Origin of the sequence: Vibrio albus (assembly GCF_003144035.1) — a bacterium.
In the GTDB taxonomy this organism is placed as follows: Bacteria; Pseudomonadota; Gammaproteobacteria; order Enterobacterales; family Vibrionaceae; genus Vibrio; species Vibrio albus.
On record NZ_QFWT01000008.1, the window covers coordinates 210084 to 223296 of the forward strand.

The following is a 13213-nucleotide window of genomic DNA, read 5'->3' on the forward strand; positions in this document are numbered from 1 at the left end:
TATGCATTTATATTACTATTGTTGTTTGTGGTAATTTTTGCATTTGCCATCACGTATGCAATCTTACTATTAGTATAGTTCATCCTGAAAAGAGGTTTATGTGTCTGATAAAATACCTTTTTGTCCAGAATTTTTTTAAAGTGTAAATTAAAACACTCTTTTTGTTTTTTACCGGGTATATAATAGGGCCTGTTTTCCACTGGAATGTATTATATGTCAATGAATATCGATCAGCCCTTGCCGAATATTCGCATGCGAATGCCTTCTTTGACCAAGACAGAGCAGTCAATTGTCGAGAGCTTTCTTCAGCCCCACTTTCTGCATAAAAATACATCCATTAAAGAAGTGGCAGAGCGGCTGAGAGTGTCTCCGGCACTGCTGGTCAAGGTGTCGAAAAAGCTGGGTTACAGTGGTTTTAAACAGTTGAAAGATGCGTTGACGGCTCAACTGGAGTCTTCGGATTTTACGCCGAGTGAACAGTTGTTGCCTGATGACAGTTGTGATGAAATTATAAGCAAGGTGTTGCATAATTCTATTAATGCGCTGACTGAGATACTGGATTTTATTGATTCCCAAAGTCTGAGCGCTGCGGCGGAAGCCATTTTAAACGCAAGAAGTATCGAATTTTACGCTGCCGGGGCTTCCAGTATTGTGTGCGAAGATTTCCAGCAAAAACTGCTGCGTATTGGTATGAAAGCATCGGTGCCGATGGAGCGGCATCTGATGCTGATGTCTGCCAGCCTGCTTACCGAACATGACGTTGTTCTGGTGGTCTCTCATTCGGGTCAGACAGCCGATTTGATGGATTCTGTTCGCCTGGCAAAGCAGTCCGGGGCGAAGATAATATCTATCACCAACAACTATAATGCTGAGTTGTCACAGTTATCTGATATTCCTTTGTATGCTCCTTCTTCTCCCGAGCCGGTAATGGGAAAAAATGGTACAGCGAGGCTGGTAAAATTGGCCATGATCGACTGCCTGTATGCCACTATAGTCAATAAGATGCCGGATGTGGCGGAAAAGAACCTGAATACGACACATAAAGCTCTGGGATTACGGGAGTAGTTAAGACTTTAATAAAGCCCTGCTGGTGGTTATCCGCAGGGCTCTTTTGAAAGAGAGATCAGTTATAAGCGCGGGCGACTTTGCCTTCGGTGGCCACCTGATATTTGCTGGTGTAGGCGGGGATAAAAACGGATTCGCCTTTTCTGACGGTTACTGCCTCACCGCTTTTGTGAGTCAGAGTCATGTCTGCATCAATGGCAAACAGTATTTCTGCGCTTTCCGGCCGAAGGGTCAGTCCGTCGGTTGATTGAATAATCGCAAATTTAAAGTCGTCTACCGGGACAGGAAAAGCGAGGATTCCGTCTTGCTCTTCTGGTTGAGTCAGCAGGGTTTTTAACGGTTTGGCTTCAAAGCGGGTACAGCTAACCAGCTCTTCCACATCAATATATTTTGGTGTCAGTCCGGATCGCAATACGTTATCTGAACTGGCCATGATTTCCAGACCAGTCCCTTTCAGGTAGGCATGAGGGGTGCAGGCATGCAGGAACATGGCTTCGCCCGGCTGTAGTGTTAGTACGTTTAGGATTAATGGGCAAAAGAGGCCGATATCACCGGGATACAGTTCGGCAAGCTCGAGGATCAGTGCAAATAGATCGTCATTCTGATGGGCGTTGGCGTATGTCAGCAGCTCCTGAACGGCGGTCTCTTTCTCTGTTCCTTCAAGGGAAAGCATGGAACGGAAAAAAGTCTGTAAGCCTTCTTCATCTGGTGAAGCGGCAAATGCGCTCACCAGAGACGCAATCGATGGTAGGTTTATTGTATTGAATAAACTCAGGATTTCCGGGAATTCACGGAAGCCGTTCATTGCCTGATAAGGGGTCAGGGCATAAACCAGTTCTGGTTTATGGTTAGGATCTTTATAGTTACGGTTAGCCGCAGTGCGGGCAATGCCAGCCTGCTCTTCTTTTTCAAAACCGATTTCTGCCTGTTCTTTACTTGGATGAACCTGAATAGACAGCGCATTACCTGCCGCCAGCACCTTAAACAGGTATGGCAGCTCGCCAAACTGGATATCCGTCCCTTCGTGCAAAATACCGGACTTATCTAAATCGATAAAATCGGACAGTAACTGAATCTCACCATTCTCAACAATCTTTGAGCAGCCGTTCGGGTGGGCCCCCATCCAGATTTCCGCCTGGGGTGTATTGCCTGGGTTAGCGATATCAAAAAGTTCATTGATAGACGTTGTACTACCCCATGCGTAATTCTGGATGACGTTGTCCATTGGGAAGAAGTACTGCATTGATGCCTGAGTCATGGTTATCCTCTGATATAGTTTTTATCCTGAGCCTAGTGTACGTGATCTATGTTACGAATTGCACCGTCTGGAGTGTATCGTCAGTGACTGTAGGTGTTCCATAAATGAGATCAACATTTAATGGCTTACTTAGTAAATAAAAATGTCCCTTCCGAAGAAGGGACAAAAGGCATCACAATACAGGCTTGGAGCATAAGTAGGGACATATTGTGATGCTGTATGGGTTAGTTCATTACGGTGCTTTTAAACTCTGTTTCCGTTTTTTTCTGACGCATTTTCTTCAGAGTGACACAGACTAGAGCGGTTACCACGGCACCGGCTGCCATACAAATAAGTGCCAGGAGTGGTTTATTCATCGCACCCAGCAGGGCAACAACCGGACCACCGTGCGCGACACTGTTGGTGATACCAAATGAGAAGCCCATTACCGCAGCGACCATCGAACCAATAACGTTGGCCGGAATAACGGAGAGTGGATCCTGAGCAGCAAACGGAATCGCCCCTTCAGAGATACCGACCAGCCCCATTGCGCCGGCAGCTTTACCCGCTTCAAATTCTGAGGCTTCAAACAGGTTCAGTTTATGACCTAATACAGTGGCCAGTCCCATGCCTAGCGGAGCAACCGGAATAGCACAGGCCATCGCGCCCATAAACTGGGTCTGGCCACTGGCTATCATGCCGACAGAGAACAGGAAAGCGACTTTGTTAAACGGACCACCCATGTCGAATCCAGCCATCCCACCCAGAACGATACCAAGAAGAATGACATTGCTGCCGGTACTCATACTGGTTAACAGCGCATTCAGGCTGTTCATCAGATCAGCAATAGGTGCACCAATAACAAAGATAAACAGGCTGGAGATGAACAGAGAGCCTGCGATCGGGGCAATCATGATCGGCACCAGTGGCTGAATAAACTTATGGTAGTTAATGCTGGTTAGCCAGCGAACAAAATAACCGACCAATAGACCGGCAACAATCGCACCGATAAAACCTGTACCCGCGTCAGCGCCATAGAATGAGCCATTGTTGGCAATCCAGCCACCGATAAGGCCTGGAGTCAGAGCCGGACGGTCAGCAATGGCGTAGGCGATGTAACCCGCCAGAATCGGGATCATCAGGGTAAAGGAGACGACACCGACATCCAGTACTTTATTCCACAGACTGCCCGGAGGAATGGCCATGCCCGCCTCGGTTGGTTCACCGCCAATGGCCAGTGACAGAGCGATCAGCAAACCACCGGTAACCACGAATGGGATCATATGAGACACGCCATTCATCAGGTAGCGGTATAGTTCAGAACGGCCTTGAGAGGGTTTTTTGCTCTCGGTTTTTACTCCGTCTGCCTGATATTTTGGTGAATCCAGAGCTTCCTGAATCAGGCCTTTTGCATCTTTGATAGCGCTTTTTACGCCAGTTTCAATCACACGTTTACCCGCGAACCGGTTCATATCTACCTGCTTATCGCAGGCTACGATAATGGCATCGGCTTTGGCGATTTCATCTTCAGTTGGCTGATTTTTAACTCCGATAGAACCGTTGGTTTCCACTTTGATCTGATAGCCCAGCTCTGCGGCTCCTTTTTCCAGAGATTCCGCTGCCAGATAGGTATGCGCTACCCCGGCAGGACAGCCGGTTACACCGATCAGAAAGCCTTTGTTTGCTGCTGGGTTATCCTCTGCCGGTTCTACTTTTTGCAGCAGGAGTTCCAGTGCTTCTGTTTTACTGGCTGCATTCATAAAGCTTTCGACAAAGCCCTCTTCAATCAGTTTTGATGACAGCTCTGCCAGTACCTCGATATGGTGGTCTGAACCGCCGTCAGGAGAGGCGATCATAAAGAAAAGTTTGGATGGCTGACCGTCTTCTGCGCCGTATTCTATCCCACTACGGCTGATACCAATCGCTACAGCAGGTTCGGTTACTGCTGAGCTTTTCGCATGGGGAAGGGCGATACCTTCTTCAAAGCCGGTATTTCCCAGCTCTTCCCGGGCTTTAATATCCGCGAGAAACTGAGCCTGGTTGTTTATTTTGCCCTGAGTGTAGAGTACGTCGATCAGCTCGGCAAAAACCTCGTCTTTGGTTTTTGCATTGAGATCAAGGCATATCAACTGTTCATTGATTAAGTCAGTGATCATGATGTTTCACCTATACATTATGTTGTTGTATTGATGCGAAGGCCCTCGCTGTGTCATGAGTATTGTCGTTCAGCAGAACAAAATCCGGTAGTGTATAAGAGAGACATTTACTGGATTATTGTAACAATACTATCTAAGTGTGATCTGACGCATGTATTGAATTCTATATCGTTATGCTTATTTTTAAATAAAAAACAACTAAAATTCATACATTTATATTGGTTTCGTCTATCTTTTTAATGGCTTTTATTCTTTGGATTTTATTTATTTTCTTTGTCTTCTGGATTAAAGTTGCGTTCTGTTGGCGTGTGAAACTGTGCCAGACGTCACTTAAGCAGGCCGTTTGTCCGGGTGAATTCGTGTGATGACGATGGAGATAAAACCATGGGTGCTGTGTTTCATGATTTGTTAGAGACTCTGCTGGCTGAAAGAGAAAACGTTAACCGAATCTGGTTTGCAGCAGATAAGCTGACACCGCCACCTTTTAGCTATCAGGTGAATTTTCCGCGTCTGGAGCTGGTGATCAGCGGGTCATATATCAATGAGATTGAAGAGCCGGAGCACGGTATCAGCAAGGTGAATATCCTTGCTGGCGACGCATTGTTTATTCCACCTAACTGCTGGAATAAACCGGACTGGGATACGGACTGTTCTGTATTGAGTTTGTTGTTTGGCAGACGTCAGATGGGGTTCAGTCTGGTCAGTAAAAAGAAAGGAGAAAGTGGCTTCTTTGATGTGCGTAAACACAGCATCCAGACCCGGACCGGCCACGCGATTGATCATATTCTTGAAGCACTGAATGCCCTGGCCAATGAACCGAAGAGAAGCCCTGTTGATGAACACCTTCTGTTGGCGCTGATGAGCTATGCTCAACTGATGATCGCTGACCCGGCACATGCGGCAAAAAAACGCAGTGAAGACCTGTACCAGGGAATATGCATCTATATTCAGGAGAATTTCCATCGCTCTATTACCCGCGCCAGTATTGCTGCCAGGTTTAATATTTCCCCAAATCATCTTTCCCGGCTGTTTCGTCAGCAGGGGCATATGACTCTGGCCGATTATATTACCTGGGTACGGATTGATCGGGCGAAGTTTATGTTGCGCAAGTATTCGTTCCGGCTGAATGAAGTGGCAACCCGTTGCGGGTTTCAGGATGTGAACTATTTTTTCCGGGTATTCAAGAATAAAACTGGACGCACTCCGACAGAATACCGGAGTATGGGATAGCGAAGCGATTAAAAAAGACCACTTTCGGAAGAGGATGCGTGGTCTTATTTAGCCAAATGATATTGTGATATGAAAACGAAACTTATGCTGGCCAGTCGCGGTTCTGAAGAACGATACGGTTGCCGTCGGCATCTTCAAACGTTTTTCCTACACGCTGCCAGACAGGGTTTCTTGAGGTGACATAGGAGAACCCGGCATCAATCATTGAACGGCATGCCCATTCCCATTCTCTACTGCAAGGAAGGAAAAAAACCAGAAAACCTTCATCGGCTTCGTGTTTTGGGATTTCTGTATCATGACGATTGGTAAACTCAAGGTGGTAACTGTGATGTGGGTGACCGAGCACCACACCGTCAAAACCTTCTTCGTCTTTGAATTCAGCCAGCGATTCGAACCCTAGTGCCTTTTTATACATGTCCGCGATTTTTTCCAGGTTATCTGTCCTTCTTGTTACCCGTAACACGGCGTCTTTAGCAATCATAATGTCTCCAAGCGATAAATCATAAACTATTAACGAGGGTGGAACGTCCTGATACGGAAAGCGATGTCTGTATATTGGTCAGCACGTCCATGGCCTGATCAAAAGTGAGGGGGTTGCACTTTTGTCTAACTTTAACCGTATCGATGAACATTTAGCAATAAAAATTCACAAATGTATTTTTATTTGTTAACCAGATCAAAAAGGGATGAAAGGTGCTTAAGTTTGATTTTGTGATTTTATGTTAATTTTTATGGTGGCTCATGGTCAAGATGATACCCGAGACCATTGTTTTAATGAGCTTATTCTTAATTAAAGATGTTTGTTTTATGTAAAAGTTGATGGGGTGTTTTATCTGGTTTTATTTTATCCGGATTACGATAATTTATAGTTCACACTGTTTGATGATTTTGGTGAATTATTCATTTCTGTCAATTTCAGAAGGAGGACAGGATCGTGACATCATATTCAGGAGAATGGCTTTTATCGCCTCAGGCTCTTTAGTTGTCGTGATCAGATGGCAGTAATCAGGGTTCAGTAGTGTGCGGCTTATACCTGTAAAAGCTTTGATCATGTTCATTTCTGGTGGGGCCGGGAGCAGAAGAGCAATAATGATACGGACATCTCCCATTCGTGAGTGCCAGTCTATAGGCTGACTCAGGCGAAAGATGGCGATAGAAGGTTCTGTAATATCTTCCAGAAGCACATGGGGAAGGGCAATGTGATGGCCTATGGCAGTAGAGGATACATTTTCTCTATTGAGCATTGCTTCATAGACGGACTGAGCCATGCGAGGGTTCAGAGCGGTACTGATTTTTGAAAGCACAACCATCTTATTGATACCCGAATGTGCGGTAATATCTTCAAAAACATATTTGAGTTGGAACGGTAGCTGGAAGGCTGGGTGGTGCTTTATAACCGAGTTAATATCATCTTCACGGCGCTTGTGAGAGGTATTTACAATCGCAAATTGGTCGGCAATGAAGTCGGTCAGTACCATGCAGGCGAGCTCAGCATCTGACCCTTCAATCCATAGCTGACAAAGATCCAGATTTTTGCAGCCAAGACTGATGACTTTCAGGGTATGCTCTGCGTTGGCGGACTCCCCGGTTGTAATATTCTGCAGGATAATGACAGAACGAAAATACCCCGCCAGAGTTTTTAACCGGTTTAACTTCCAGGCTGCAAACCCTTCTTTACCAATAACGAAGGTTATTCGTCTTTCAATTCTCATGGTCGTTTAAGACAGTGACTCGCAGCGGGCCATGACACCGGAGACATCGGTCAGCACTTCTTCAATGGTCACACAGTGGATTTTACTGCCGCTGAAGCGAGCTCTTTGCTCCACCTCAATATCTGACGCAATCAGCACCAGATCGGCATGAGCGATGTCCGTCGCACTGAGGTGATCTTCAATGCCCATTGCTCCCTGAGTTTCCACTTTTATCTGAATATTTCTTTTCTGAGCTTCTTTGCGCAGGGCATCTGCGGCCATATAAGTGTGGGCAATGCCTGTCGGACAGGCGGTGACGGCGGCTATCTTCATGCTTCTTATCTGTTTCTCTGAGTCGGTGCTGGTCATTTTATAGTGTTTCTGTTTGTGGCACAAAGTGATTGACTGGAATGAAAGGAAGGCTTGTCAACTTTGTCTATGCTTAGACCGATGATCGGCGGAGGTAAAAAAGGGCACTGAACGTGCCCGAATACAACGAAGGTAAAAAATAATAAGGGAATAGCTATATCTTGTTATTCACAGCAATGCATGGGCTTTCATCTGCGCCGACGACCAAATCAGCAGTGAAAGCGCACCGCAGCTCCTGAACGGGAATCTATCATTAATCTTGTCAATTGCAATAATATAAAACGCCGTTTTAAAATGTCTGTCGCATAATTCAACTCATCACCTCAAACAAAATGAAAAGCTGTTTTATATATTTTTCCTGAAGATATAATCCAAACCGTAAAGAGCTAATAGATGAATATAAGAGTGGTTTTATGCAAGAATCTGTAACCCTGAGACCTGTACCGGCTCCGTTGGACGAGAAACGTGTTATTGGTCATTTAGAACATGTGGTAGATGCAATTAAACGCAATATTCCTAAAATAGGTGAGCGCAACCCAAAAATTGGTACTGAAAAAAATCAGTGGGAATATTGTGGTCAGTTCGACTGGGTGTCCTCGTTCTGGACTGGTGAGCTGTGGCTCTGCTATCAGATGACCGCCGATCAGCAGTTTAAGAATAGTGCGAAACTGCGTAAATCTTATTTTGCCGATATGTTGTTGGATCCTTTCTGGCTGGATCATGATCTGGGCTTTCAGTATAGCCTGAGCTGTGTTGCCGATTATAAGCTGACCGGTGATGAAGAATCGAAAATGATGGCGATTCGCGCGGCGGATCATTTGCTGCACCGCTTCCGTAAAATCGGCGGTTATATTGTCGCGTGGAATGACACGCATCCTCTTGGCCCTGAGATCACCCAGGGTAAGTCCATCATTGACTCGTTGCAGAATACGGCACTGCTATTCTGGGCTTCTGAAGTGACGGGTTCTCCGGTGTATGCTGAAGCCGCAAAACGTCACAGTGAAACGCTGGCGAAGTATATTGTCCGTGATGATTTTTCGACCTTCCATTCATTTAATTTTGATCCGGTCACTCAGCAGCCAATCAAAGGGGAAACCTTCCAGGGGTATGCGGATGATTCATGCTGGGCGCGAGGACAGTCATGGGCGGTACATGGGTTCGCACAAACGTATCTGTATACCGGTGATGAAACGTTTTTGACTCTGGCTAAAAAGCTGGCACAACATGCGGTGGAGCAGATCACTGATGATGGTGTTCCTGTATGGGATTACCGGCTGCCAAAAACCGAGATTCAGTATAAAGACAGTTCTGCCGGAGCCATCACAGCGGCTGGTCTGCTGCTGATTGCTCAGTGCATCGATGATGAAGAGGAAGCCAAACCGTTCCGTGACTGGGGTCTGTATCTGCTGCAGGGGCTGATGGATACCTGTGACCTCACCAATGATGAACAGGCTCAGGGGCTGCTTGCCCATGGGGCGTCGTTTGTCAAAGTGGGTCTGTGTGACAACATGCTGCCTTATGGTGACTACTACTATCTTGAGGCGCTGATGCGCGCCAATGGCTATCAGAAGTTCTTCTGGTAATACGATTCTCATAATTGGTTATAGCCGCGGGTGATGATGTCACCCGCCCTTTTACAGATTCTCTGGAGTAATTCATGACAAAGGTTGCCTCTCGTAAAGGTCATATGACTCTGCCTGTCGAAGTGGGACAGGAAGAGGTTGTTTTAGATTTGTACCAACGCTGGCAGGCCGATGCACTGCGTGACAGTGACGGTACCAGCATGCCGGATTCACTGGCGAAACAGGACAGTGATATCTATTCGGTGATGTGTCTGGTCCGCGGGGATCAGGCGTATGCCAACCAGCATCCGGAATACCTGCACCGTAAATATCTGATGTCTTTCCCGGTAACGGCAATGGAAGAGAGTGCATCTATCTCTCCGCTAAGCGGTTACAGCAAAGACAAATATGAGCTGGATGATGACAGTGATCCAAAACAATGGTGGGAAGTTCGGGATCGTACTACCAATCAGGTTATTGATACCCAACAGTGGGATTTTGAACCGGATACGAAAAGTGTCGTGATCCGTAATACGACGCCATATCATGAGTACACAGTGACTTTTATGGCCCGTCAGGTGTGGGACAGTGTGTCTATGTACAACGCACTGACCAATGACTGGGACGGGCCTCGCATTAAAAGCCTGGACCCGTATCACCCGGAATGTCGGGCCCATTTGATCCGACATTTCCAGAAATGGCTGGATGAACATCCACACACGACGGTGGTTCGATTCACGACGTTTGCTTTTCTGTTTGTGATCGATACGGGTGAGAAGAATCAGGATATCTATCGCGACTGGACAGGCTATGGTGAAACCGTAAGTCCACGCGCCCTGCAGGATTTCGAACAGCGCTTTGGCTATAAGCTGAGCCCGGAAGACTTTGTCGATGCGGGTTACTACAACGGTACTTATAAGGTTCCGTCCCAGCGTTACCGCGACTGGATGACCTTTGTGCAGGAATTTGTAGTCGACTTTGCCGGTGAACTGGTGTCGATGGCCCATAAAGCGGGTAAGAAAACCGCGATGTTCCAGGGCGATCACTGGATTGGTACCGAACCGTTCCTTGAGAGCTATCAGAAGATTGGTCTGGATATCAATATCGGTGCGGTCGAAGACGGGGTGGCGCTGCGTCGCCTGACGGATTCCTGTGGTAAGCAGACCCGTGAAGCACGTTTCTACCCGTACTTCTTCCCGGATGTCTTCCGTGAAGGCAACGATCCGGTGGTTGAGTCGATGTCGAACTGGACCAAGATCCGCCGTGCGATGCTGCAAAAACCGCTGGATCGTATCGGTTATGGTGGTTATCTGTCTCTGGCAAATAAGTTCCCGCACTTTATCGACCATGTGGCTGATATTTCTCAGGAGTTTGGTGACTATTTGAATCATACTCAGCGCAGTGAATCACAGAAACTGCCGGGTAAGGTTGCCGTGCTGAGTGCATGGGGCAAAGCGCGTAGCTGGCTGCAGAACCAGGCTCGTGATCAGCGTTTTTATGTGCCGCCAAGACCGGATGTGATGGAGTTTGTCGGTAACAACCTGCTGGAGTGTCTGTCTGGCCTGCCGTTTGATGTTGAATTTATCAGCTTCGAAGATATTCAGGAAAACGGTATCAGCGATGATATTAAAGTGATCATCAATACCGGTGATGCTAACTCAGCCTGGAGTGGTGGTGAGTGCTGGGATAAGCCGGACGTGCTGGTGGCTCTGCGCCAGTTTGTGGCCAACGGTGGTGGTTTGCTGGGTGTGTCGGATCCGTCGGCATGGCAGAAGAACGGTCGTTATTTCCAGCTTGGTGATATCTTCGGTCTGGAAAAAGAGACTGCTCTTACCATGGGTCGCGTAGCGATGCCGGTGAGCGCCGATAAAAGCCATTACCTGAGTCAGTTTGTATGTGGTAATGAAGATTTCGGCAACCTGAGCTATGTTTATCCGCAGGCAGATGACCTGTCTGTAATTGCCGCCGAGGGTCAGCATTTGGCATTGACGGCTCGTGAGTATGGTGAAGGCCGTGCGGTGTATCTGAGTAACCTGCCGTTTACTATGAATAACGCACGTTTGTTGCAGCATATTCTGGTTTGGCTGGGTAGCAACGAAACCTGTCAGCATGCGTGGCTGTCTGAAAACCCTTATGTGGATGTGGCGTATTACCCTGAAACAAAAGCGGCGACGGCAGTAAACTTCAGCGATGAGCCTCAGACGATCCGGGTGACGGATCTGCAAGGTCAGGAAGTAACGCTGACTCTGGCTCCTTATGAGTGGCAGTGGGTGTCATAATAAAGCCAATGGAAAGGAGGTGCATGTCACCTCCTTTTATTTAAGTATATGAGATAAGGGGCTGGTGACGCCGGTCGCCCCTCTGTCCAGCACATGTGTGTATATCTGGGTGGTTTTGACATCTGCATGCCCGAGCTGTTCTTGAACGGTTCTTATATCGGCCCCGGATTCCAGCAGATGGGTGGCAAAACTGTGCCTTAAGGTATGGCAGGTAACCGTTTTTTGTATCAGAGCCTGTTTTGATGCTTGCTTAATGGCTTTTTGTAACGACGATGGGTTCACATGGTGACGCCTGACTAAATTCGTTTTCGGATCGGTACTGAGTTTGCGTGACGGAAAGAGGTACTGCCAGGGCAGTGTTTTGTTAGCGTTCGGGTATTTTCTCTCAATGGCTGTCGGCATATTGACGCCGCGATAGTCCGGATTCTGAATATCGTATTCATAGTACTTTTTTACGATTTTCTGCTGGTCTCTTAGTGAGCTGTATAGCTCTGTTGCCACAGTTACTTCACGATTTTTCCCTCCCTTACCCTGCCAGATCCGTATCAGGCCATAATCAAAATCAATATCCTGATAGCGTAGTCTGATCAGTTCCATGAGCCTTAGACCACTTCCATAGAGTAACTGAGCCATAAGCTTATGCTCTGGTTTTACGCAATCTAACAGTTGGGCTATTTCTATTCGGGTTAATACCACTGGGATTTTTCGCTCAAGTTCCGAGCGCCGGAAACGCATATTAAGCTCAAGTGGTCGGGACAGGATCTCTCGGTATAGAAAGCTGATGGCGTTTAAGGCTAGTGCCTGAGTCTTTTTGGCGACGTTCCGTTTCATGACCAGGTAAGTCAGGAACTGCTCAACATGCAGTTCGTTGAGTTTTTCCGGATGTTGTTTATTGTGAAAGACAATGTAAAGTTTAATCCAATACAGATAGGATTCAATCGTCTTTTTGGCATAATGCCGGGCATACATAAACTCAATAATATAGTTGAGGAAAGGGGAGTTGGTTTCCATTGGTTATGATCTTTTGCTTGTCTGTTTTCTGTACGGTAAAGGATTTTTACCTCGCAAAAGTATGATAAAAGGACTAATTCCACTTAATTCCTGTTTATTTCCCATGATGTGGGATTTAACCTTCTGATTTATCGGTGCTATTCTTTTTTTAATGGTAAAGATAAGAAAGATAGGTGGACGCTATGACAGGGTGACTATGCGTTTTTCTTCTGTCTAAGAAGCGTTATGAGGTCGGTCTTTCTTTTTGGTTTCAGTGGCTTGCCGCGTTTCGTTTTGTAGGTGATTTTCCAGGCTTGTCTTTATTGCGGCTGTAAGCTCTCGCTGGTGCAAAATGAGCCTTGTTAATCCGTTGGCTCACCGCTTTAATTGCCAATTATTAAAAAGGGTTAAGCCGCTCGAAAACGCGGTGTCTTGAATCTTTCTGTTGATGCCCGTTCATTCTATTCTTTGTGTCAGCCGTTTTTGTTCGGTTCGGAGCCGCCGTCATAACAAACAACTCAAAGGGACAAAAACACGCGGCACATTTGGTTCGGTTTGTTTTTGAGGTTTCGGCTGGTGCGGTTGGGTAAATGGGCTTTGGTTTTTGCCCTTTAGTTGGGCGTTATGAGGTCGG

At 46.7% G+C, this 13213-nt stretch carries 10 protein-coding genes; 4 read left to right on the top strand and 6 right to left on the bottom strand.

Annotated features, from left to right (window positions below):
* The first annotated feature begins 213 nt into the window (after window positions 1-213).
* Window positions 214-1065 carry an SIS domain-containing protein gene (locus DI392_RS14875; RefSeq protein ID WP_245884079.1) on the top strand — a complete coding sequence of 284 codons (852 nt, stop codon included), beginning with the start codon at window positions 214-216 and terminating at the stop codon, window positions 1063-1065.
* A gap of 58 nt (window positions 1066-1123) precedes the next feature.
* Here the strand turns inward: DI392_RS14875 and manA are convergent, their stop codons facing one another.
* Together manA and DI392_RS14885 are read right to left on the bottom strand one after the other, a co-directional pair.
* A complete protein-coding gene (gene manA, locus DI392_RS14880) occupies window positions 1124-2323 on the bottom strand; it encodes a mannose-6-phosphate isomerase, class I (RefSeq protein WP_109320474.1) in 1200 nt (399 codons plus the stop codon).
* A gap of 224 nt (window positions 2324-2547) precedes the next feature.
* Window positions 2548-4458 carry a PTS fructose transporter subunit IIABC gene (locus tag DI392_RS14885; RefSeq protein WP_109320475.1) on the bottom strand — a complete coding sequence of 637 codons (1911 nt, stop codon included), beginning with the start codon at window positions 4456-4458 and terminating at the stop codon, window positions 2548-2550.
* 384 nt (window positions 4459-4842) lie between these two features.
* Here DI392_RS14885 and DI392_RS14890 point away from each other — a divergent pair, with 384 nt between their 5' ends.
* Entirely contained in the window at window positions 4843-5688 is an 846-nt protein-coding gene (locus DI392_RS14890; protein ID WP_109320476.1) for a helix-turn-helix transcriptional regulator, read from the top strand.
* Between the two features lie 82 nt (window positions 5689-5770).
* Here the strand turns inward: DI392_RS14890 and DI392_RS14895 are convergent, their stop codons facing one another.
* From DI392_RS14895 to DI392_RS14905, 3 genes are all read right to left on the bottom strand, one after another.
* Entirely contained in the window at window positions 5771-6169 is a 399-nt protein-coding gene (locus DI392_RS14895) for a VOC family protein (RefSeq protein WP_109320477.1), read from the bottom strand.
* A gap of 415 nt (window positions 6170-6584) precedes the next feature.
* On the bottom strand, window positions 6585-7400 hold the full coding sequence (locus DI392_RS14900; RefSeq protein ID WP_109320478.1) for a PTS sugar transporter subunit IIA: 816 nt from the start codon (window positions 7398-7400) through the stop codon (window positions 6585-6587).
* A gap of 6 nt (window positions 7401-7406) precedes the next feature.
* The gene (locus tag DI392_RS14905) at window positions 7407-7712 is read right to left on the bottom strand and encodes a PTS fructose transporter subunit IIB (RefSeq protein WP_109320502.1); all 306 of its coding nucleotides are present in this window, start codon (window positions 7710-7712) and stop codon (window positions 7407-7409) included.
* A gap of 449 nt (window positions 7713-8161) precedes the next feature.
* On the opposite strand from DI392_RS14905, the gene DI392_RS14910 reads away from it, so the two are divergent.
* Together DI392_RS14910 and gnpA are read left to right on the top strand one after the other, a co-directional pair.
* The gene (locus DI392_RS14910; RefSeq protein WP_109320479.1) at window positions 8162-9331 is read left to right on the top strand and encodes a glycoside hydrolase family 88 protein; all 1170 of its coding nucleotides are present in this window, start codon (window positions 8162-8164) and stop codon (window positions 9329-9331) included.
* Between the two features lie 74 nt (window positions 9332-9405).
* The gene (gene gnpA / locus DI392_RS14915) at window positions 9406-11589 is read left to right on the top strand and encodes a 1,3-beta-galactosyl-N-acetylhexosamine phosphorylase (protein ID WP_109320480.1); all 2184 of its coding nucleotides are present in this window, start codon (window positions 9406-9408) and stop codon (window positions 11587-11589) included.
* 36 nt (window positions 11590-11625) lie between these two features.
* Here the strand turns inward: gnpA and DI392_RS14920 are convergent, their stop codons facing one another.
* Window positions 11626-12600, bottom strand: a complete 975-nt coding sequence (locus tag DI392_RS14920; protein ID WP_109320481.1) for an integron integrase — start codon at window positions 12598-12600, stop codon at window positions 11626-11628.
* Between the last annotated feature and the right edge of the window lie 613 nt (window positions 12601-13213).

Coding starts and splice junctions, on each gene's coding strand:
- gnpA (WP_109320480.1), top strand. CDS start 9,406: ATGACAAAGGTTGCCTCTCGTAAAGGTCATATGACTCTGCCTGTCGAA.
- DI392_RS14920 (WP_109320481.1), bottom strand. CDS start 12,600: ATGGAAACCAACTCCCCTTTCCTCAACTATATTATTGAGTTTATGTAT.
- manA (WP_109320474.1), bottom strand. CDS start 2,323: ATGACTCAGGCATCAATGCAGTACTTCTTCCCAATGGACAACGTCATC.
- DI392_RS14905 (WP_109320502.1), bottom strand. CDS start 7,712: ATGAAGATAGCCGCCGTCACCGCCTGTCCGACAGGCATTGCCCACACT.
- DI392_RS14895 (WP_109320477.1), bottom strand. CDS start 6,169: ATGATTGCTAAAGACGCCGTGTTACGGGTAACAAGAAGGACAGATAAC.
- DI392_RS14900 (WP_109320478.1), bottom strand. CDS start 7,400: ATGAGAATTGAAAGACGAATAACCTTCGTTATTGGTAAAGAAGGGTTT.
- DI392_RS14875 (WP_245884079.1), top strand. CDS start 214: ATGTCAATGAATATCGATCAGCCCTTGCCGAATATTCGCATGCGAATG.
- DI392_RS14890 (WP_109320476.1), top strand. CDS start 4,843: ATGGGTGCTGTGTTTCATGATTTGTTAGAGACTCTGCTGGCTGAAAGA.
- DI392_RS14910 (WP_109320479.1), top strand. CDS start 8,162: ATGCAAGAATCTGTAACCCTGAGACCTGTACCGGCTCCGTTGGACGAG.
- DI392_RS14885 (WP_109320475.1), bottom strand. CDS start 4,458: ATGATCACTGACTTAATCAATGAACAGTTGATATGCCTTGATCTCAAT.